We start from the raw sequence: 20,173 nt of genomic DNA, 5'->3' as shown, positions 1-20,173 counted from the left end.
GCGTGGAACGCGTGGAGACTTTCACGTCCCCATCCATCCCCATCGGCAAGATCGACCACTACTTCCAGATCACGGCACGCGGCAGCACGCCGCGGCGCGAGGTCATTGCCGGCATCACGACGTTCCTGGCGATGGTGTATTCCGTCTTCGTCGTTCCCGGCATGCTGGGCCAGGCCGGCTTCGACGTCAGCGCTGTCTTCGTCGCCGTGTGCCTGACGGCCGCATTCGGCTCGCTGCTGATGGGCCTCTGGGCCCGGCTGCCGATCGCCGTCGGCTGCGCGATCTCGCTCACGGCATTCACCGCGTTCGGCCTCGTGCTGGGCAAGGGCCTCACGCCCGCCATCGCGCTGGGCGCCGTCTTCCTGATGGGGCTCCTGTTCACGGCGATTTCCGTGACGGGCGTCCGCTCGTGGATCCTGCAGAACCTGCCGGCCGGCGTCGCGCACGGCACCGGTGTGGGCATCGGCCTGTTCCTGTTGATGATCGCGTCGAGCGACGTCGGTCTCGTCGTCAAGAATGCCGGTGCCGGCCTCCCGGTCGCGCTGGGCCACGTCACGGCGTTCCCCGTCGTGATGAGCATCCTGGGCCTCGCCGCGATCTTCGGCCTCGAACAGCGCAAGGTCCCGGGCGGCATCCTGCTCGTCGTGATCGCCGTATCCGCGCTGGGCCTCGCGTTCGATCCGAACGTGCACTTCAAGGGCATCTTCTCGTGGCCGCAACTGAGCGCACCGGGCCACGCATCGCTGATCGGCGCGATGGACGTCAAGGGCGCGCTGAGCATGGCCGTGCTGCCGAGCGTCCTCGCCCTCGTGATGACGGCGGTGTTCGACGCGACGGGCACCATCCGCGCCGTCGCGGGCCAGGCCGGCCAGGTCGATGCGCGCGGCTACATCCACAACGGCGGCCGCGCGCTGACGGCCGATTCCCTGAGCTCGATCTTTTCCAGCCTCGTGGGCGGCGCACCCGCTGCGGCCTATATCGAATCGGGCGTCGGCACCGCGGCCGGTGCCCGCACGGGCTTGACGGCCGTCGTCGTGGGCCTCGGCTTCCTCGGCCTGATCTTCTTCTCGCCGCTGGCCGGCCTCGTGCCGTCGTACGCCACCGCGCCCGCCCTGATGTACGTGGGCCTGCTGATGCTGAGCAGCGTCGCGCACATGAACATGGACGACAAGCTCGATGCGCTGTCCGGCCTCGTGTGCGCCGTGTTCATCCTCCTGACCTGCAATATCGTCACCGGGATCATGCTGGGTTTCTGCACCTTGGTCGTCGGCCGCGTGCTGGCGGGCGAATGGCGCAAGCTGAACGTCGGCACCGTCAGCATCGCCCTGGCCCTGGCCGCGTTCTACGGGGGCGGTTGGGCCATCTGATCCGTCAGAACATCCCGTCCCTGTTCGCCATCGGGACGGGCGCCGGCTGGGCAATGTCCCACATCTCGGCGATGCGGTCGCCCTCGAAGCGCAGGATGTGGACGATCGCCAGTTCCGTTCCACCCTCTTCCATCACGGCGCGCGAATGCACGGCCACCAGCGGGCCCTCGGCAATCGCGCGCTGCACCTCGAACACCATGCGCGGGAACCGCCCCGCGTTCTCCTTCATTGCCGCCTGCAAGGTCGCCATGTCCGCCGCGAAATGTGGGTTGTGGTGGCGAAACCCCGGCGCCACGTAACGTGAAAATGCCTCGTCGACTTGTCCGCGCGCCGTCAACCGCAGGAAGTCGGTTGCCGTTTCCTTTAATGTGATCGTGCCGCTCATGCCGGTCTCCTTGTGTCGAATCGCATCCGGCATCGTGCCACCACAACGGCGGCAAAACAAGCGTCGCCACGATCCGCGGACCGGCCCAGCCGTATCGTACGCCGCGTCTTGACGGAATTGTGTAATCTAAGTGACAACTTCTTACAGGAGAAACCATGAAAGCCACCACCATTTCAAGCATCATGCTCGCCGTCGCCGTTCTCGTGACCGGTTGCCATAAAGCGCAGGACAAGGACGGCATGGGCCCGGCCCAGGCCACGGGCAAGGCCATCGACGACGCGGGCGCGAAGGCCGCCGCCGAGTCGAAGGAAGCTGCCGCCAACGCCAATGCGGCCGCCCAGCAGGCCGGCCAGAATGCGAAGGAAGCGGCCGAGCAGGCCAACGCCAACGTCAAGGCCGCGGCCGACCGCGCCGGCGACCAGATGCAGAAGGCAGGTGCCGAAGTCCGCCAGGAATCGCACGAAGCCGCGCAGAACGTGAAGGAAGGCGCGAAGGATGCGACGGCCGCCACGGGCCGCAGCCTCGAACGCACCGGCGAGAAGATGCAGAACGCGGCCGGCAAGTAAGCCGGGCTCCGCGCCCGGATGCGCGCGGCGGGGTGGCGCCGGAAGGCGGTATACTCCGGCGATGCGCATCCAGCTCTTCTCCGACCTCCACCTCGAACGCGACCCCGGGTTCCAGCCGACCATCTTCCCCGACACGGACGTCGTCGTCCTCGCCGGCGACATCGGCTCGTACCAGGCCCGGTCGCGCCTGACGTCCGACGACTTCGGCCTCGCGCGCTTCGCGCCGGCCACCACGGGCGCCGGCGCGCGCGTGCTGTACGTACCGGGCAACCACGAATTCGACGGCCTCGATTTCACCGCGACGCAGGCCCGCCTGCGCGCGACGTGCGCCGCGTTCGGGATCACGTGGCTCGACGGCGAAATCGTCACGCTCGGCGACGTCCGCTTCATCGGCACGACCTTGTGGGCCGATTTCGACGCGCTCGCGTCCAGCGAGACGGACATCACGCGCCAGCTGAAGCAGCGCGACAAGGCGTTCCGCGCCGCGAACTACTACCTGAGTGGGAACACGACGCTCGTCGACGGCGCGCCACTGCTGGCCGAGGGCCAGCGCGAATTGTCGTTCGCGTGCCAGGCCTGGCTGCGTGATGCGCTGGCCACGCCGTTCGACGGCACCACCATCGCCGTCACGCATTACGCGCCCACGTTGCGCAGCGCCGACCCGCGCTACGGCATCACGCCCGGCACTGCGGGCTTCTGCAATGCGCTGGACGATCTGCTGCCGTTCGCGGACGTGTGGATGCACGGGCACCTGCACTGCGCGAACGACTACGTCGTCGAAGGCACCGGCTGGCGCTGCCGCGTCGTCGCGAACCCGCTCGGCTATGCGAACAAGGGCGAGCAGGCGGCGTTCCGCGAGGAGCTCGTGATCGTCGTGTAGAGGCGCTCGACTCAGTCGCGCACGCCCTGATACATCAGCGCGCTGTCGTTCAGGCCGAACTTGAACTTGCGGTTCATGGCGATGATCTCCGCACCCGCCAGCAACGTGGGGCCATAGCCGTGCGCGGCCTTCACGCTCGTCGGCCGGTACGCGTAGAACGCGGGGTCGAACGCCATGCCGGTGCCCACGCAGATGCCGTCGATCCGGCCGTTCGACCCGACCTTGCTCGCGACGGCATTCCACGCGAGGTTCGCCATCGGGCCGTACGCCTGCGCATCGACATAGCCGCGATTGACGGCGCGCGCGATCGCGTACGCGTAGATCGCCGTGGCCGACGTCTCCTCGTACGTGTCGGGGCGGTCGATCAGCTGATGCCAGAAACCGTCCTTCGTCTGGTAGCTCGCGAGACCCTTGACGTGGGCACGCAGCTGCTCGAGGACGGCGCCGTAATCCTTGTGGTCCTTCGGCAGCACCTCGAGCACTTCGACCATCGCCATCACGGCCCAGCCGTTCGCACGCGCCCAGTGCAGTTCCGGATGGTCGCGCAAGCCTTCAACATAGCCGTGCATGTAAATGCCGAGGCGCGGATTGAACATGCGTTTCGAGAACTGCAGCACCTGGCGCGCCGCGTCGTCGTAATAGCGCGCGTCGCCCGTCACTTTGCCCAGGTACGCGATCGTGGGCACGCCCATGAACAGATCGTCCAGCCACAGCGTGTCCGGCAGCGGGCGCATTTTGACGCCGCCGTGGCCGTCCGGGCCGCCGCGCGCGAGCGTCCCGTCCTTCAGCCGGTATTCCTTCTTCGTGACGAAGTCGGCGCAGATCGGAATCATCTGACCATAGTCGACGGACGAACCGGCAAGCTTCGCCTTCAGGAAGCTGTGGCACAGCGCGCCGGCATCGTCCAGCGCGTGCGGATTCAGGAAGCTCTTGATGGGCGCGGCCGCATGCTCGCGGTCCGCCTGGACGAGCGGTAGATAGGTCTTCGTCAGCCGGGACAGCAACTGGTGACGCTGGATGGCATAGTCCGTGTAGTGGCGGTCGCCCGTCGCCGCGCCTGCGGCCAGCATGCCCGTGTACGTCACGCCCCATTCATAGCTCGTCAGGCGGAAGTCGCCGGGCTTGAGCACGGCGTTCGGATCGGGTTTCGACAAGTCCGCGATCGGGGCGCCCGTGCGCTGGTCGATCACCTCGGCGGGCGTCACCTGGTCGAGGTAGCCGAACACGCGGTCCAGCACGGCCTTGACCTCGGCCGCATCCATCGCACCATACGGCGTCGGGTAATGCACTTGCTGCGCGTGCAGCAGCGCGTCCGCGGCCACCGGGCCACGCTCCTGCGGTGCCGGCGCCTGCTGGGCGGATGCGGACAAGGCGCAGGCGGCCAGCGCCAGTGCCATCGATCGAGTCTTCACACTGTCTCCTGTCATTCCAGTCGTTGTATCGTCAGGTCGTCCACCGTCTGGCGCGACCATGTCGTGCGCAGCCCCAGGTAGCCGCTCGCGAGCGGATGCGGGTCGCGGTAGGTGAACCAGTTGGTGCCATCCACGCGCACGCGCGTGCAGCCGTCGTACACGGCGATCTCGATGCGATAGTCGCGGTTCGGGGCCAACAGATGGGCGGCGTCCTTGTACTCGCCCACGAGCTCCCGGCGGCCGTCGCCGTAGCGGCGCAGCCGCGTCGTCGTGTTGCGGTTGCCGCCGATGCCAACGTAATACATCGCGAGATCGTCGTAGTCCTCGAACTTGCCGCCGCGCGTGAACAGATTGTCCCGCTCCGGGTCGCGCGCCATCCAGAACACGTTCAGGTCGGACAGCCGGTCGTTCCGCCCGCCCTCGACGACGACCTTGCGCGTGAAGCGGATCAACACGTTCCCGGCTAGCCGTCGGTCCAGCCACACGGTGGCGCCGCTGTCCACGTCGATCAGCAGGCGGCCGTCGCGCGTCTCGACCACGCTACCCGGCTTGCGCGCGTACTCGGCCACGTACGCGCTGGACGGCGCGCTGAAATCGTCGGCGAACAGCACGGCGCCCGGCCGGCCCCAGTACGTGCACGCGGCGGGTTCCGCAGCCCCGGCCGCGCCCGACGCCAGCACCAGCGCGGCGAACGCCATCCTCATCGGCCGGCCACCGTCTTGTCGGCAAAGTATGGCCCCAGCGGATTGCCCGGCAGCGCCTTCAGGCCCGCGACGACGCGCTGCGCGGTGAAGGCGGCGCCGTCTTCGTTCGTGTGCGTACGCGCGTCGGCGAAGAAGGTGTTTACGCGCTCCGCGCCGATCTGTTTGTAGCCGTCCGCCACGAGCAAGGTCAGGTCCATGAACAGCGCGCCGTTCGCGTCGGCCACCTGGCGGTCCCAGTCGGCAAAGGTCGCGAAGTCGCGGCCGTCCTGCCAGCGGTCGCGGTGCGGCACGGGCGACACGAGGATCACCGTCGCGCCCTTCCCCTTCGCATCCGCCACGTAGCGCGCCATATACCAGCCGAACGTGTGCACGGCTTCCTTGCTGCCGTCCGGGCGCGTGTCCTCGACGGTTTCCGAACCTGTGCCGGGCGCCGATGCGCGGTTCTTCATCGCCGGGTCGCCGATGCGGCCGCCGTCGTTGTGGCCGAACTGGACGAGCACGATATCGCCCTTCTTGAGCTGGTCGCGCACTTTGTCCCAGCGGCCTTCCGTGAAGTAGGTGCGGCTGCTGCGGCCGCCGATGGCCGCGTTGACGACATTGATCTTGCGCGGATCGAACCACGGCGCGATGCGCTCGCCCCAGCCGATGGCGCCGTGCACGCCGCCGCTCTTCACGGTCGAATCGCCGACGAGAAAGAGTGTCGGCAGCGCCGGATCGCGCGGTGCCTCGTCGCGCACGCTCGCCGCATCGACGACGGGCCGGTCGTCCTCGCGCGCGGGCGGCTGCAGATTCACAGGCGGCTGCGGTTTCATCCATGCGGCGATGCGCGGATCGCCCAGCGCCTTCAGGCCGGCGGCCACGACCTGCGCATTCAGCACGGCGCCCGCCCAGTTGGTATGCGTGTGCTCGTCCGGCATCGTCTGCGGGAACAGCTGCGTGACGGCGTCGCGACCCAGCGCATCGTAGCGGCGTGCCACCTCGTCGTTCAAGTCGATGAAGCCGACGCCCTGCTCGCGCGCGACCGCGGCGGCCCAGCCCCCATGCGTGTCGCGGTCGCGCTTCGCATGGCCTTGCGCGTCCCACTGCTTGTGCGGGATCGGCGAGCAGATCACCGGTGTCGCGCCCTTCGCGCGGATGTCCGCGACGTATTTGCGCAGGTACCAGCCGTAGGTGTGCACCACTTCGTGCTGCTGCGTGAGCAGGTTGTCGATCTCCTCCGTCTCTTCGCCCGCGCCGCGCAAGGTGCCGCGCGCACGGCTCGCGTCGTTCACCGCGCTCGCGTCATTGTGGCCGAACTGCATGAGGACGATGTCGCCCCGCTTGACGAAGGCCAGCGTGCGCTCCCAGTGCCCGCTCGTCATGTACGTGCGGCTCGACAGGCCGCCCACGGCGCGGTTGACGACATTGACCTTCGCCGGGTCGAACCAGGCGGCGATCGGATTGCCCCATCCCCACTGGCCCGCCGCGCCCTTGCCCTGGCCGTCGTCGCGGCCGTTGCGCACGGTGGAGTCGCCGATCAGGATCAGCGACGGCAGCGCCGGGTTCGCGGGCACCGGCAACGTCACCTGCGCGCGCGCAGGGTCCGTATTGACGGCGGCGGGCAGCGGTTGCGCGTGGGCGGTGGCGACCATCAGCAGGAGAAGCGCGGCGACGGCGCGCAGCAGGTGGGGCAGCAGCATGGCGGTGTTCCTGTCTCGTTGTTCTGTTCTGCGGTCCATTCTATGCGAGCGACGCGCACGGCCAGAACGCAAGCGGCCAAAGAATCAGGAACATGAGCGGATAGGCGCGCCCGCCGCTGCAACAATGAGCGGATCCCAACCACAAGGAGACGGGCATGCGCCCATTCGCCATATTGACACTTTGCGCTCTGCTCGGCGCGGCCACCGATGCCTCCGCCGCCATCGGCCGGCGCTTTCCGTCCGAGCGCCGCGAAGTCGTCGACCCCGTCACGGGGACCCATCTGACCTTCCTCACGAGCCAGCCGCACGGCGATTCGAAGATCTACCAGACGCACCCGCAGTGGACGGCGGACGGCCAGTGGCTGATCTTCCGCTCGCACCTTGCCGGCAACGAGGCGATGGCCGTCAACGAAACGACGGGCGCCATCGTGCAGGTCACGGAAGGCGGTTACGAAGGCATGCTGAACGTGGCGCGCAAGTCGATGAAGCTGTATTTCCTGCGCCGCGCGGGCGACGACAAACAGGTGATCGAGGTGGACCTCGCGCGCGTGCTGGCCGACAGCGCGGCCGGCCATATGGAGGACGCATCCCGCTACCAGCGCGTGGCCGCCACCTTGCCCGCGGCTCTTGAAGCGTTCGGCGACACGGCGCTCGACGCGGACGAGGAATGGCTGTACGTACGCGTCGGCCCGCACGAGGCGGCGCGCCACCTGGCACCGGGCACGAAGCTGGAGCCCGCGTTCGGCCCGCGCCACATGGGCGCCGGCCCCGCGGGCATCGCGCGCGTGAACATGCGCACGGGCGAGGTCCGTCACGTCGTGTCGGTACCGTTCCAGGTCGGCCACATCCAGGCGAACTTGTGGAATCCAGGCGAGATCGTCTTCTGCTGGGAAACGGGCGGCAAGTCGCCGCAGCGCACGTGGACCGTGCGTGCGGACGGCAGCGGCCTGCGTCCCTTGTACCCGGAAGCGCCGTACGAATGGGTCACGCACGAAGCCGTGATCGGCAAGGACGAAGTGGCGCTCGCCATCATGGGCCACCGCCCGATTCCCGGCGCGGCGTCGGCCATCGACGCGCCTGCGACGGACGTGGGCGCTGCGAATCCCGGCCAGGATGACGGCTGGGGCGCCACCGGTACGCGCGAGAAGCCGAGCGGCCTCGCGATCGTCAACCTGCGCACGCGCCAGATGCAGATCGTGGGGCAGACGCCGTCCGGCAGCGGCTTCTGGCACGTGCACGGCTCCAGCGACGGCCGCTTCGCCGTCGGCGACGATTTCAGCCGCAGCCTGTACCTGATCGACCGGGCCAGCCACGAGATGATCCTGCTGACGACCGGCCACAAGACGACGGCCGCCGACCACCCGCATCCGACGTTCAGCCCGGACGGCACGCGCATCGAGATCCAGTCCGCGATGCTGTCCGCCGACGGCCGCACGCTGAACATCTGCATCGTGCCCGTGCCGGACGCCTGGCTCAAGCGCGGCACGCGCTGATGCAAAGACTCCTACAGGCGCTCGACGCGCAGGTTGCGCAGCTCGTACGGCGTGCCTTCGAGCTGGAACCCGATGCGCCCCGTTGCCGGCTGCGCGAGCGTGACGGCGTTCTGCGCGACGCCATTGATCGTCACGTCGATGCAGCCGCCGCGCACGAGCACGTCCATCGTGTTCCATTCGCCGGGCGCCAGCTCGCTGTCGGGCGCTGTGCGCGCCTTGATCGGCGGGTACGCGCCGGGCGCCGTCGTCAACGGTTCATGGAAGGTGGCGCCGGCCATCGGCAGCAGGTCGCCCACGCTGCCGTGCTTCGTCTGCACCTGGATGCTGTACGGCCAGACGCCGTCCTTCGGCCCAGACGCCACGTGCAGCAGCACGCCGCCGTTGCCCGGCTTCCCGGTCCAGCGCCATTCCACGTGCAGGCGGTAGTCCGTGTAGACGTCGCGCGTGACGATGAATCCGGACGGCTTGCCCGCCACGCCGATGACGCCGTCGGGTCGCGCTTGCCACACGGTGTCCAGCGCCGCGGCCGGCGCCGTGACGATGTCCAGCGCGCCGAGGCCGCCATCCGCACGGGGCTGCGGCGTCGCGCAACCGAACAGACCCGCGCACAACAGCGCGCCGCCCAACCATCCAAGCTTTACCATGTCAGGACCCCACGATGAATCGTTCGAATGAATACAGGAGACATTACATGAAACTCGTCGCCGGCGCCCTCTTCGCCGGTGCGGCCGGTGCGGCCGGTGCGGCCGGTGCCGCCTTCGCCGCGCCAACGGCCGTCATCCCGCTGTGGCCGGAAGGCGTGCCGGATGCGAAGCCCGGCCTGGGCGCGGAGCGGGTCGACGACGGCCGCGTAGCGAACGTCAGCGAACCGACGTTGACCGTGTACGGCCCCGCCGTCGACCGGCCGAACGGCACCGCCGTCATCGTCTCTCCAGGCGGCGGCTACGTGCGGCTGTCCATGCAGCGCGAAGGCGAACAGTACGCGGCGTGGCTGGGCACCCTCGGCATCACCGCGTTCGTGCTGAAGTATCGCATGCAGGAATTCGGCCACCCGGCGCCGCTGCGCGACGTGCTGCGCGCCGTGCGCCTCGTGCGCGCCAACGCCGCGACGTACCGGATCCGGGCCGACCGTATCGGCGTGATGGGCAGCTCGGCCGGCGGCCACCTCGCGGCCAGCGCAGGCACCCTGTTCGACCATCCGCTGGGCCGCACCGGCGCGGAGCTGGACAAGGTCAGCGCCCGGCCGGACTTCCTCATGCTGCTGTACCCCGTGATCACGATGGACGGCCCGGCCACACATGCGGGTTCGCGCAAGGCGCTGTTGGGCAGCAATCCGACGGCGGATACGGTGCGCCTGATGTCGGTGGAAACGCAGGTCACGTCCGCCACGCCGCCCACCCTGCTGATCCACACGCAGGAAGACGGCACCGTCCCCGTCGAGAACAGCATCCTGTTCTACCAGGCGCTCACGCGCGCGAAGGTGCCGGCGGAGATGTATTTGTTCGAGCACGGCGGGCATGGCATGGGGATGCGCGCCGGTCTCGGCACGTCGTCCGACTGGCCACGGCGCGCTGAAGAATGGCTGAAGGCGCGGGGCCTGCTGGACCCGGCGCCCGCTCACGGCAGGTGAAACACGCGGCGCAGCGTCCATTCGCGGGGCCGGTTGTCCGGCTCCACGTCCATCAGCGGCGCCATGTGGTCCCACCAGCGCCGCATCACCGGGTGGTCCGGCAGCGCGGCGATCGTATGGCCGGGCCGCAGCTTCAGCACGGCGAACAGCTGCAACGTGTCCTCGTCGAGGAAGATCGAGTAATCGTGGATGCCGGACGTGCCCAGCAAGTCCGCGAGCTCGGGCCAGATGGCATCGTGGCGCCGCTCGTACTCCGCCACGTTGCCCGGTTTCAGGCGCATCACGAATGCGCGGGTTTCGACCTGTTCGCTCATCGCGCGCCTCCCTGTGCCATGCGCTTCAGTTCCGCCGCGGCCAACATGACGCCGCCGACGCCGTAGTCGTAGCTCGACGTGGGCCGGTAATACGCGGGCTCCGCGCCCGTCTGCTGGATATTGCCGACGCGCCCGTCCGCATACACGCTCTTCACGATGCCGGCCCAGGCCTTCGCGATCACGGGACGGAAGCGCGCGCCGTCCAGCAGGCCGTGGTTCACGCCGTACGCCATGCCGTACACGAACAACGCGGAACCGGAAGTCTCAGGGAGCGGATACGACGCCGGGTCCAGCAAGCCCGCATGCCACAGACCGTCCGGGCCCTGCAGCGACGCCAGCCTGTCGGCCATCTCGCGCAGCTGCGTCACGTAAAAGCCGCGTTGCGGATCGTCGGCCGGCACGTAGTCCAGCACGCGTGCGAGGCCGCCCATCACCCAGCCTTCGCCGCGCGACCAGAACACCTTCTTGCCGTTCGGTTCGCGCTTGGTCTTGTAGCCCGCGTCGCGCGCGTACAGGTGCTCGTCCTTGTCGTACAGCTGGTCGTACGTGCGCTTCCAGTTCACGTGCATGTAGTCGAGGTATTTGCGCTCGCCCGTCGCACGGAACATCTTGGCCCACACGGGCGGCGCCATGAACAGCGCGTCGCACCACCACCACGGGATGCGCGCATCGTTCGGTTTCAACGTGGCCAGCGGCAGCAGGTCGTCCATCTCGGCCTTCGTCAGCCGCAGCATGCCCGGGCTCTTCTCCTGGAAGTACAGGTCGAGGTAGGTCTGCGCGATCGACAGGTCGTCCGCGTTCGGCAGGCGGTCGCGTTCCTGGAAATCGAAGTGGCGCGCCATCGCGAGCATGGCGTCGCGGTAGCGCGGGTCGCCGGTCGCGTCGGACGCGGCCATGAAGCCCGTGTACATCACGCTTTCCGTCCAGATGCGCGAAAAGTAAGGCTGGGCGCGTGCCAGCTGCCAGTCGGCCACCTTGCGTAAGACCCTGTCGATGGCTGCAGGCGTCAGCTCGGGCGATAAATCCGTCGCGAGCGGCCCCGCATCGACGGGCGCGTCGCCGAAATGACGCGCCACATCCTTGTCGATGACGGCCTGCATCGCGGGCGTCGGCAGCGGGTAGGCCGGCGCGGTCTGCGCGAGCACCGGCAATGCCAGCGCGGTACCGGCCGCCAGCAGCGAGAGTCGTAACGTCGTTTTCAAGATCCTGTCCTGTTCTGCGATATGGTCAGCGCGCGACCGCTCCGAAGAGCTTAACGGGGCCCAGCAGGCCGGAAGGCTGCGGCGCGATCAAAGCGGTATCCTGGGGCACGAAGCGCTGGCCATAGCGGGCGGACAGCAGCCGGTAGTCCGGCAGCGCGCGGCCCGCGAGCACGTTCAGTGCCGAATTGCCCACGCGGACTTCGATGCGGTTCCGGCCCGGCTGCAGCAGGCCCGTCACGTCGACGGCATACGGCGGATGCCACACGGCGCCGGCGTGGCGGCCGTTCACCCAGACTTGCGCCGCTTCGTGCACGGGGCTTTCATACATCGCCCTCATGCCCGCAGGGACTTTCGGCGTCGTCTCCAACGGCGTGCCGGGACCGAAGTCCAGCATAAGGCGGGCCGATGCCAGCTGGGCCGCCGTCAAGTCGACCTCCTTGTCGTACGCGGCGACACCCGAGAAAAAGCGCGTCGCGTCGACGTCCGTCCACGAACGCAGCGTGTCGAGCCGCTGCGCCTCGTCCTGGCCCGGGAAGCGCAGCGTCCAGCCGCGGCCCAGGTCCGCGATTTCCATCGTCGCGGCGACGGGCGCCGGCGCGGCCGGCAACACGTCGGCCAGCACGAGCACGCGCGATTCGTAAGGTGCCAGGTCGAGCCGCGCGGGCAAGGTGGCCACCGTCATGCGGCCGCTGTCCGGGTCGATCCATGCGGCTGCCTTCCGCCGGGCGGCGAAAGTCGCCTCGGCATGCACGGGATGGTTGCTCGTGTTGGCAATGAAGTAGATATCCGCGTCGCGCAGCTTGCGGCGCACGAAGCCGACATCGGCCACCTGCGCCGACAACCGCATGTCCGGCGCGAGCACGGCCTGGACCGCGGCGCCGACGGCATCCTCATCCGCGACGACGCGCACGTTCGGATGCGCGAACAAGACCTTCGCCTTCGCTGCGACCGTGGCGGACACGCGCGCCGCGTCCAGCCAGCCGGGCGCCAGCGATGGCGGACCGCCCACGGCGACGATCCTGCCGCCGCCACGTACGTACTCGGCCAGCTTGTCGAGGACCGCGGGCGCGAGCCGCGTCACGTGCGGCATCACGAGCACGGGATGGCGCACGCCCAGCGCGAGGATCGCGTCCGCGTCGATGTAGTCGAGGTTCTGGCCCGCGTCGAGGATCTGACCCGTGAGCGCCGGCGTCACGTAGTTGTGCATCTCGGCCGACAGCGACACCTTGCCCGGCACGAGCGACGCGTAGACGTCGTCGTTCGGCAGCAGCACGGCGACCTGGTTTGCCGGCTCGCCCTGGCGCATCAACCAGCTCATGCGCGTCAGATAGCCCGTCACGTCGGGCATCACGTTCCACCACGGGTTGTGGTCGTTGAACACCGCGGCCGCATAGAACGCATAGCCGGGTTCCGGCGTGCCGGGCGGCGTGTATGGCCAGCCGTGCCCGACAAACTGGTTCACGCCCTGCAGCAGCATACGGTCCGCCTCGGCCTTCATGTCCAGGGGCGTCGCGGCGAATGCGGGCGAATGAAGCCACGTCCACGTCTCGGCCGAGATCACGGGGCGGCCGTACAGATGACCGCTTGATGTCGCGAGGCGCGTGAACGAGAATTCGCGGAATTGCGGCCCCTCGCCTTCCGGCAGCGCGACGAGGCGGTTGCTGGACAGCGAGACGGCCGGCTCGCCATACGTCTGCGAGCGGAAGCGGGTGCCGTGCGCCCGCGCCCAGTCGTCGATCGGCGTGAGATAGCGCTCGTTCGCGAGCTCCGTCTGCGTCAGCGCCCAGTCGTGGCGGACGGCCGCGGCGTCCGGTCCCTGTCCCGTGAAGACGGCCGGCAGGTGCGGCACGATGTCATAGCCGCGGCGTTTCTTGAATTCTGCGGCGAAGTCATCGGTCCAGTCGGTGTTGTACACCTCGAGACTGTCCGAGAACACGGCATACGGCGGCGTGTCGCCGAATGCCTTCAGCAACGGTTCGGCGACCGTCGCCAGATGGTGGTCGACCGCGTTGCGGCTCAGGTGGTCGAGCACGAAGCCTTCCGCACCCAGCGCCGCGCGCTTGACCTGCTGGCCCGTGCGGCTCGCGATGTAGACGACGAGCTTGCGCGGCTCGTGCGCGGGCGCGATCGGCGCGCGGCCATCAACGCCGGCCCGCACCGTCAGCGGCCTCAATGCGGAGGGATCGACGGCGGTGCCGACGAAGGCGGCGATCAGCTTCTCGCCGTTCGCCACGGCCGGCAGCGCGACGCTCTTCGCACCGGCCGGCACATCGACGACGGCCTGGCGCAGCCGCGCCGCCGCATCGGCCACCGCGACGTGCGGGCCGCCATATGGCCAGCCGCTCGCGAGGGTCATGTCGACGCGCATGCCGTTGGCGCGGCCCGTCTTGTTGGCGAATGCCACGGCATCGAGGAAGTCGGCCGACATATACGGCACGTTGCGGATGCCGCGCGCGGCGTCGTCCAGTTCCATCGGATAGACGGGCTGGATCTCGAAGCCGCCGATACCGCCGGCCTTCATCGCGAGGATCTCGCGTTCCAGCTCAGGTTTCTGGACGGCTGGGCCGAACCACCACCAGCGCATCATCGGGCGGGCGTCCGGCGGCGGCGCCTGGAGATGGGCTGCGACGTCAGCAAAGGTGGTCGACGGCGCGGCGGCGTGCGCGGCGAACGCGCACGACAGCACCGCGCCCAGCAAGGGCTTGCGCATGCAACGGACCCCGCTCACACGATCCCGCTGCTGCTCGCCCCCGCCTTGGCCGGCCGGCTCGCGGCCACCTTGTCGCGATAGCCGCTCGTCCGGTAGCACGCCACCGGATCGGCCGCACCTCCCGCGCGCACGCGCGCCATCGCGAGGATGGGCGACACGTCCGTGCGGAACGCCGTCTTCAACGCCTGCGCCGACAGCAGCACGTCGTTCGCCTCCTGCAGCTCGGCGAGGCGTGCACGGTCGACCAGCGCGGCCTGTACGTACGCGCGCTGCACTTCGACCGCGCTGTTCATCAGGCTTTCGATGGGGTCCGTCACGTTGTGCGACTGGTCCAGCATGTATGCCGGATTGAAACCGGCGCCGTCGCGCTGTGCCGCATCGGCCAGCTCGTTAAAGACCAGGAACAGCTGGAACGGGTTGATGGAGCCGGAATCGAGGTCGTCGTCGCCGTATTTACTGTCGTTGAAGTGGAAGCCGCCCAGCTTGCCGAACTGCGCAAGCCGCGCGACGATCATCTCGATGTTCGTGTTCGGCGCGTGGTGGCCCAGGTCGACGAGGCATTTCGCCTTAGGGCCCAGCGCCGTCGCGCATGCGAAGCTCGTGCCCCAGTCCGCGATCGTCGTCGCGTAGAACGCCGGCTCGAACAGCTTGTGCTCGATGAAGACGTTCCAGTCGTCCGGCAGCGCGGCGTAGATGGCGCGCATGCTGTCCAGATAGCGTTCCAGCGCCCCACGCAGATTGCTCTGGCCGGGGAAGTTGGCGCCGTCGCCGACCCAGACCGTCAGCGCCTTCGAACCCAGCGCGCGTCCCAGCTCGATGCAATCGATGTTGTGCGCGACGGCCTGCGCGCGCGTGGCCGCGCTGCCCGCCGTCAGGCTGCCGTATTTATACGTGTGTTCCTGCCCCTGCTGGTCCTGGAACGTGTTCGAATTGACGGCGTCGAATGCGAGCCCGAGATCGTCCGCCTTCTGGCGCAGCTCGTTCGCATCCGTCGGCTTATCCCACGGGAAGTGCGGCGACACGGTTGGCGTCGCGCGCGTCAACTGGTTGATGACGGCGCAGTCGTGGATCTTCTCGAACACGTTGCGCGGCTCGCCGCGGCCGGGAAAGCGCGCGAAGCGCGTACCGCCTGTGCCCACGCCCCAGCTCGGGACGGCGACGGCGAAGCGCTGCGCGAGGGCCGTCAATACCTCGATGTCCTGTCCGCGCCGCGCCAGCATGCCGCCCAGCGCGTCGTAGTCGGCCTGCAGCTGCGCCGCGAGCTTGTCGTTGTGGTCCGCCACCAGCGCGGCGTCGATGAGGGTCGTCATGTTGTCTCCTAGTCGTCGGCGGCACCGCCTCTCGCGGCGCCGCTCATCTTATTGGTACTGTCCGGCTATCTCGATTATCGCGTGAAAGCGGCCGCGTTGCCCGCATCGACGTTCAGCACATTGCCCGTGCTCTTGCCGGACTTGTCGCTCGCGAAGAAGTACACGGCTTCCGCGATATCTTCCGGGAAGACGCTCTTCTTCAGCATGCTGCGCTTGCGATAGAACTCCTCGACGTCGTCCGCGCCGATCTTGTTCGACGCGGCGCGCTCTTCCTTCCACTTGCCGTCCCAGATGCGCGAGCCGCGGATCACGGCGTCCGGATTGACGACGTTGACGCGGATGCCGTGTTCCGCCCCTTCCAGCGCGATGCAGCGCGCCAGGTGGATCTCGGCCGCCTTCGCCGTGCAGTACGCGGACGCGCCGGCCGACGCGACGAGACCGTTCTTGCTGCCCACGAAGACGATGCTGCCGCCCAGCTGTTGCTGCTTCATGATCTGGAACGTATTGCGGCTCACAAGGAAGTACCCGGTGACGAGGATGTCCTGGTTGCGCTTCCACACTTCCAGCGACGTCTCGTCCAGCGGCGCAGCCGACGCGATGCCTGCGTTCGACACGAGCAGGTCGACGCCGCCGAAGCGCAACGCCGTCGCGGACAGGATGCCGGCCACGTCGTCCTCGCTCGTGATGTTCGCCTGCACGGTCGCCACGCCATCCTTGCCCGCCACCTTGACGAGATTCTGGCGCGCCTCTTCGAGCGCCTCGCCGTCGATATCGGTCAGCATCACGCACGCGCCTTCCTGCAGCAGCTGGCGCGCCACGGCCTGGCCGATGCCGCCCGCGCCGCCCGTCACGAGGGCGATGCGCCCCGCGAGGCTCTTCGGTTTCGGCATGCGCTGCAGCTTCGCCTCTTCCAGCAGCCAGTACTCGATGTCGAACGCTTCCTGTTCCGGCAGCCCGACGTAGGAGTCTACGCCGTTCGCGCCGCGCATCACGTTGATCGCATTGACGTAGAACTCGCCGGCGATGCGCGCCGTGGCCTTGTCCTTCGCGAACGACAGCATGCCCACGCCGGGGATCAGGTAGATGATCGGATTCGCGTCGCGGATCTTCGGCGAGTTGGCGCGCTTGCAGCGCTCGTAATACGCCGTGTAGTCGGCGCGGTAATCGCTCAACGCCTGATCGAGGCCGCCCACGAGGCGATCGAAATCCGGTGCAGCCGGATCGAAGTCGAGCACCAGCGGGCGGATCTTCGTGCGCAGGAAGTGGTCGGGACACGACGTGCCCAGCGCGGCCAGCGGCGCGAGGTCGGCGCTGCAGACGAATTCCAGCACGGCGTCGGCATCGTCGAAGTGACCGAGCTTGTATTCCTGCTGGCTGATCTTCCCGCGCAGCAGGGGCATCAGCCGGGCCGCGAGCGCCGCCCGTTCTGCCGCCGGCAGCGGCTGCGCGACCCGGCCGCCGAATACGGGCTGCTTCACGTTCGCGCTGAGCCACTCGTCGGCACGCTTGATCATCGCGAGCGTCGTCTCGTAGCACGACTTCGCGGTATCGCCCCACGTGAACAGTCCGTGGCCTTCGAGGATGATGCCCTTCAGCTGCGGCTGTTCCTGCGACAGCTTTTCCAGTTTCAGCCCGAGATCGTAGCCGGGGCGCTGCCACGGCAGCCATCCCAGTTCGCCCTCGAAGATCTTCTCCGTCAGCGCGCGGCTGTTCTTGCAGGCGGCGATGGCGATGACGGCGTCCGGGTGCATGTGGTCGACGTGTTTGCGGTCGATGTACGCATGCAGCGGCGTGTCGATCGACGCGGCGCGCGGGTTCAGATCGAACGTGCAGTGCGGCAGGTAGCCGACCATCTCGTCCTCGTGTTCCAGGCCGCGGTAGCGCCCTTTCAGCGCGTGCAGCTTGTCCATGTACAGCGTCGAGAAGCCATCCAGCTTGATCGAACCCAGGTCCCCGCCCGAGCCTTTCACCCACAGCACGTCGACCTGATCGCCCGTGAGCGGATCCGTCATCGCGATCTTGGCCGACGTATTGCCGCCGCCGAAGTTCGTGATGCGCAGGTCGGAACCGAGCAGGTTGGAACGGTACAGCAGCAGTTCCGGCTCGCTCAGCGCGGCCGCGTGCTGGTCGTCCCAGCGTGACGTGATCGGTTCCTTGTGCTTCGTGTCGCTCGGTGCACCCATTCAAAATTCTCCAATATGCGTTGTGTGTCGTCGCCGGACGGCGATCCCGTCTCCTTCGCCCGTGCCGTGGCGGACCACGGTCGCGGCATCCGGCACAGTAGAATTCAGCGGCCCGAGGGGTGTCAACGCGGAACCGATCAACATCGTGACCAAGAACGATTTAATCATCAGGTTGATCGAAACGCGCATTTCGCGGCGCTGCGGCGGCCAAATAATCAATCGTTTGATCATTTAACGATTGACGCACTGTTAACTCCTCATTACTCTTTTTCCCACACAACGCGACCATCGGTACGACGTTGTCAGGCCGCTTCACAAAAACAGACGGCATCAGGAGGAGACAATGGTGAATCACAAACGCCGCAAGCGTTTGCTGAAACTGCTCGCCGAGCATCAGACGGCGACGGTCCAGCAACTCGTCGAATGGCTCAACGCATCGCCGGCCACGGTCCGGCGCGACATCAGCTGGCTCGCAGCCCGCAACCTGCTCACCCGCACCCGCGGCGGCGCCGAGAACCTGCTTCCGAAGAAGCGCCAGTTCCCGCTGTCGAGCGAAACGTTCCAGAACAACATCCAGTGCTATGCGGCGCGGAAGCGGGCCATTGCGCGCCACGCGGCCGGCATGTGCGCGGACGGCGAAACGATCATCATCAACGGCGGCACGACGACGTTCATGATGGCCGAATTCCTGGCCGACAAGCACCTCAAGATCCTCACCAATTCGTTCCTGATGGCGGAGCGCCTGCTCGTCTCGAGCGAGAACGAGATCATCGTCCCCGGCGGGAAGGTCTACCGCGAGCAGAACGTGATCCTGTCGCCGTTCGATAACGACATCACCCAGCACCACTACGCGGGCAAGATGTTCATGAGCGTCTACGGCCTGTCTTTACTGGGGCTGATGGAAGCGGACCCGCTGCTGATCCAGGCCGAGAAGCGCCTGATCAGCCAGGCCGAAGAACTCGTCGTGCTGGCGGACAGCTCCAAGTTCGCGCGCAAGGCGGGCCTGATCCTGTGTGGCCTCGATCGCGTGTCGACCGTCATTACGGACACCGGCGCGTCCGACAAGGCCGTACAGACGCTCGAGCAATACGGCGTCAAGGTTGTCACCGTCGAACCGGACGACGTGGCGCCGGACGTCGGTGCACCTTTTTTTAATCCGCAGTACGACCTGCAGTCCGCGGCGCTGTTCCACCTGGACGCGCAGCTCGACCCGCGGCTCGACACCCAACTGGAGCCCGCACATTGAAGCTGAAAACCACCCTGCTCGCGCTGGCGGCCGTCGGCATCCTGGCCGGCCTTGCGGCCTGCGGCCAGAAGAAGCCTGAAAAGACCCGCATCGCGATGGTCGTGAAAAGCCTCGGCAACGGCTTCTTCGACGCCGCCCACACCGGTGCCGACGAAGCGGCGAAACAGCTCGGCAACGTGGAAGTGATCTACACGGGGCCGACGACACCGAGCGCCGAAGGCCAGATCGAGATCATCAACTCCCTGATCAGCCAGAAGGTCGACGCCATCGTCATCTCCGCGAACGATCCGAACGCGCTCGTCCCCATCGCGAAGAAGGCCATGCAGCGCGGGATCAAGGTCATTTCGTTCGACAGCGGCATCGCGCCCGAGGGCCGGCAAATGCAGCTCAATCCGTCGAACGCGCAGCTGATCGGCGAGAAGCAGATCCAGATGGCGTCCGACGAAATCGGGGGCGCGGGCGAGATCGCGATCCTGTCCGCGTCGGCGCAAGCGACGAACCAGAACATCTGGATCGGTGTGATGAAGAACGTCCTGCAGAAGCCGGAGTACGCGAAGCTGAAACTGGTGGCCACCGTGTACGGCGACGACCAGTCGGACAAGAGCTACCGCGAGGCGATCGGCCTGCTGCGCAGCCATCCGCAGCTGAAGGCGATCATCGCGCCGACGACCGTGGGCATCGTCGCCGCGAGCAAGGCCGTCGCGGACGAGCACCTGGTCGGCAAGGTCTACGTGACGGGCCTCGGCCTGCCGTCCGAGATGGCGGGCCACGTGAAGAGCGGCGCCGTGAAGGAATTCGCGATCTGGAATCCGATCGACCTGGGTTATGCCGCGACATACGCCGCCGACCAGTTCGTGAAGGGCAAGGCCGAGGCGAAGCCGGGTGCCACCGTGTCCGTCGGCCGCCTTGGCAACGTGACGCTCGATGCCGAAGGCGAGGCCGCGCTCGGACCGCCGTTCACGTACAACGCCGACAACGTCGACAAGTTCGCCAAGCTGTTCTGAGCAGTACCTTGCGCAGTACTTTGCGCAGTACTTTGCGCAGTACTTTGATGTATCGCGCCGTTCCGCCCCGCGCGGAACGGCGGCGTTT

18 protein-coding genes are annotated in these 20,173 nt (G+C 67.7%); 7 read left to right on the top strand and 11 right to left on the bottom strand.

Annotated elements, in window-relative coordinates:
• Positions 1-2: 2 nt before the first annotated feature.
• Complete coding sequence (locus NX784_RS16395; RefSeq protein ID WP_370662945.1) at positions 3-1,367, top strand: NCS2 family permease; 1,365 nt, start codon at positions 3-5, stop codon at positions 1,365-1,367.
• 4 nt (positions 1,368-1,371) lie between these two features.
• Here NX784_RS16395 and NX784_RS16390 read toward each other — a convergent pair whose 3' ends face one another.
• Positions 1,372-1,752 (bottom strand): nuclear transport factor 2 family protein, encoded by a 381-nt coding sequence (locus tag NX784_RS16390; protein WP_258817759.1) that lies wholly within the window; start codon positions 1,750-1,752, stop codon positions 1,372-1,374.
• 155 nt (positions 1,753-1,907) lie between these two features.
• Here NX784_RS16390 and NX784_RS16385 point away from each other — a divergent pair, with 155 nt between their 5' ends.
• Positions 1,908-2,318: a hypothetical protein gene (locus NX784_RS16385; RefSeq protein ID WP_258817757.1), complete on the top strand. Its 411-nt coding sequence runs from the start codon at positions 1,908-1,910 to the stop codon at positions 2,316-2,318.
• Positions 2,319-2,379: 61 nt separating this feature from the next.
• The gene (locus tag NX784_RS16380; RefSeq protein WP_258817755.1) at positions 2,380-3,198 is read left to right on the top strand and encodes a metallophosphoesterase; all 819 of its coding nucleotides are present in this window, start codon (positions 2,380-2,382) and stop codon (positions 3,196-3,198) included.
• An 11-nt stretch (positions 3,199-3,209) separates the two neighbouring features.
• On the opposite strand, the gene NX784_RS16375 is transcribed toward NX784_RS16380, so the two are convergent.
• Genes NX784_RS16375 through NX784_RS16365 form a run of 3 tightly spaced genes read right to left on the bottom strand, consistent with a single transcriptional unit; the run spans position 3,210 to position 6,993 of the window.
• Positions 3,210-4,610: a glycoside hydrolase family 88/105 protein gene (locus NX784_RS16375; RefSeq protein WP_258817754.1), complete on the bottom strand. Its 1,401-nt coding sequence runs from the start codon at positions 4,608-4,610 to the stop codon at positions 3,210-3,212.
• A gap of 11 nt (positions 4,611-4,621) precedes the next feature.
• Entirely contained in the window at positions 4,622-5,314 is a 693-nt protein-coding gene (locus NX784_RS16370) for a DUF6250 domain-containing protein (RefSeq protein WP_258817753.1), read from the bottom strand.
• Positions 5,311-6,993, bottom strand: a complete 1,683-nt coding sequence (locus tag NX784_RS16365) for a rhamnogalacturonan acetylesterase (protein WP_258817752.1) — start codon at positions 6,991-6,993, stop codon at positions 5,311-5,313. Before NX784_RS16365 ends, NX784_RS16370 begins: the two co-directional genes overlap by 4 nt.
• Before the next feature lie 155 nt (positions 6,994-7,148).
• On the opposite strand from NX784_RS16365, the gene NX784_RS16360 reads away from it, so the two are divergent.
• Complete coding sequence (locus NX784_RS16360; protein WP_258817751.1) at positions 7,149-8,486, top strand: TolB-like translocation protein; 1,338 nt, start codon at positions 7,149-7,151, stop codon at positions 8,484-8,486.
• Positions 8,487-8,497: 11 nt separating this feature from the next.
• Here NX784_RS16360 and NX784_RS16355 read toward each other — a convergent pair whose 3' ends face one another.
• The gene (locus NX784_RS16355) at positions 8,498-9,130 is read right to left on the bottom strand and encodes a 3-keto-disaccharide hydrolase (RefSeq protein ID WP_258817750.1); all 633 of its coding nucleotides are present in this window, start codon (positions 9,128-9,130) and stop codon (positions 8,498-8,500) included.
• A gap of 47 nt (positions 9,131-9,177) precedes the next feature.
• On the opposite strand from NX784_RS16355, the gene NX784_RS16350 reads away from it, so the two are divergent.
• Positions 9,178-10,116, top strand: coding sequence for an alpha/beta hydrolase (locus tag NX784_RS16350; protein ID WP_258817748.1), 939 nt, complete (start codon positions 9,178-9,180; stop codon positions 10,114-10,116).
• On the opposite strand, the gene rhaM is transcribed toward NX784_RS16350, so the two are convergent.
• The 6 genes from rhaM to NX784_RS16320 form a co-directional block, all read right to left on the bottom strand.
• On the bottom strand, positions 10,104-10,430 hold the full coding sequence (gene rhaM, locus NX784_RS16345) for an L-rhamnose mutarotase (protein WP_258817747.1): 327 nt from the start codon (positions 10,428-10,430) through the stop codon (positions 10,104-10,106). The two genes, NX784_RS16350 and rhaM, sit on opposite strands and share 13 nt — an antisense overlap.
• Positions 10,427-11,632, bottom strand: a complete 1,206-nt coding sequence (locus NX784_RS16340) for a glycoside hydrolase family 88/105 protein (RefSeq protein WP_258817746.1) — start codon at positions 11,630-11,632, stop codon at positions 10,427-10,429. Before NX784_RS16340 ends, rhaM begins: the two co-directional genes overlap by 4 nt.
• A 25-nt stretch (positions 11,633-11,657) precedes the next feature.
• Complete coding sequence (locus tag NX784_RS16335) at positions 11,658-14,342, bottom strand: glycosyl hydrolase (protein ID WP_258817745.1); 2,685 nt, start codon at positions 14,340-14,342, stop codon at positions 11,658-11,660.
• A gap of 14 nt (positions 14,343-14,356) precedes the next feature.
• Positions 14,357-15,652 carry an L-rhamnose catabolism isomerase gene (gene rhaI, locus NX784_RS16330; protein WP_258817744.1) on the bottom strand — a complete coding sequence of 432 codons (1,296 nt, stop codon included), beginning with the start codon at positions 15,650-15,652 and terminating at the stop codon, positions 14,357-14,359.
• 74 nt (positions 15,653-15,726) lie between these two features.
• Positions 15,727-17,835 carry a bifunctional rhamnulose-1-phosphate aldolase/short-chain dehydrogenase gene (locus NX784_RS16325; RefSeq protein ID WP_258817743.1) on the bottom strand — a complete coding sequence of 703 codons (2,109 nt, stop codon included), beginning with the start codon at positions 17,833-17,835 and terminating at the stop codon, positions 15,727-15,729.
• Positions 17,836-18,066 carry a hypothetical protein gene (locus NX784_RS16320; protein WP_258817741.1) on the bottom strand — a complete coding sequence of 77 codons (231 nt, stop codon included), beginning with the start codon at positions 18,064-18,066 and terminating at the stop codon, positions 17,836-17,838.
• Positions 18,067-18,178: 112 nt separating this feature from the next.
• On the opposite strand from NX784_RS16320, the gene NX784_RS16315 reads away from it, so the two are divergent.
• Entirely contained in the window at positions 18,179-19,081 is a 903-nt protein-coding gene (locus tag NX784_RS16315; RefSeq protein WP_258817740.1) for a DeoR/GlpR family DNA-binding transcription regulator, read from the top strand.
• Entirely contained in the window at positions 19,078-20,085 is a 1,008-nt protein-coding gene (rhaS, locus tag NX784_RS16310) for a rhamnose ABC transporter substrate-binding protein (RefSeq protein ID WP_258817739.1), read from the top strand. The genes NX784_RS16315 and rhaS overlap by 4 nt, the downstream gene beginning before the upstream one ends.
• Positions 20,086-20,173 lie beyond the last annotated feature (88 nt).

The sequence above is a fragment of the Massilia pinisoli genome (assembly GCF_024753285.1).
Classification (GTDB): Bacteria; Pseudomonadota; Gammaproteobacteria; order Burkholderiales; family Burkholderiaceae_D; genus Telluria; species Telluria pinisoli.
Note: the sequence above shows the minus strand (reverse complement) of the source record. Positions and strands in the feature narration are given on the sequence as shown.

What these genes read in the sequence shown, in the direction of transcription:
- NX784_RS16315 (WP_258817740.1), top strand. Translation starts at nt 18,179, where the DNA reads ATGGTGAATCACAAACGCCGCAAGCGTTTGCTGAAACTGCTCGCCGAG.
- NX784_RS16365 (WP_258817752.1), bottom strand. Translation starts at nt 6,993, where the DNA reads ATGCTGCTGCCCCACCTGCTGCGCGCCGTCGCCGCGCTTCTCCTGCTG.
- NX784_RS16390 (WP_258817759.1), bottom strand. Translation starts at nt 1,752, where the DNA reads ATGAGCGGCACGATCACATTAAAGGAAACGGCAACCGACTTCCTGCGG.
- NX784_RS16385 (WP_258817757.1), top strand. Translation starts at nt 1,908, where the DNA reads ATGAAAGCCACCACCATTTCAAGCATCATGCTCGCCGTCGCCGTTCTC.
- NX784_RS16360 (WP_258817751.1), top strand. Translation starts at nt 7,149, where the DNA reads ATGCGCCCATTCGCCATATTGACACTTTGCGCTCTGCTCGGCGCGGCC.
- NX784_RS16320 (WP_258817741.1), bottom strand. Translation starts at nt 18,066, where the DNA reads ATGATCAAACGATTGATTATTTGGCCGCCGCAGCGCCGCGAAATGCGC.
- NX784_RS16335 (WP_258817745.1), bottom strand. Translation starts at nt 14,342, where the DNA reads ATGCGCAAGCCCTTGCTGGGCGCGGTGCTGTCGTGCGCGTTCGCCGCG.
- NX784_RS16325 (WP_258817743.1), bottom strand. Translation starts at nt 17,835, where the DNA reads ATGGGTGCACCGAGCGACACGAAGCACAAGGAACCGATCACGTCACGC.
- NX784_RS16370 (WP_258817753.1), bottom strand. Translation starts at nt 5,314, where the DNA reads ATGAGGATGGCGTTCGCCGCGCTGGTGCTGGCGTCGGGCGCGGCCGGG.
- rhaM (WP_258817747.1), bottom strand. Translation starts at nt 10,430, where the DNA reads ATGAGCGAACAGGTCGAAACCCGCGCATTCGTGATGCGCCTGAAACCG.
- NX784_RS16350 (WP_258817748.1), top strand. Translation starts at nt 9,178, where the DNA reads ATGAAACTCGTCGCCGGCGCCCTCTTCGCCGGTGCGGCCGGTGCGGCC.
- NX784_RS16380 (WP_258817755.1), top strand. Translation starts at nt 2,380, where the DNA reads ATGCGCATCCAGCTCTTCTCCGACCTCCACCTCGAACGCGACCCCGGG.
- rhaI (WP_258817744.1), bottom strand. Translation starts at nt 15,652, where the DNA reads ATGACGACCCTCATCGACGCCGCGCTGGTGGCGGACCACAACGACAAG.
- NX784_RS16355 (WP_258817750.1), bottom strand. Translation starts at nt 9,130, where the DNA reads ATGGTAAAGCTTGGATGGTTGGGCGGCGCGCTGTTGTGCGCGGGTCTG.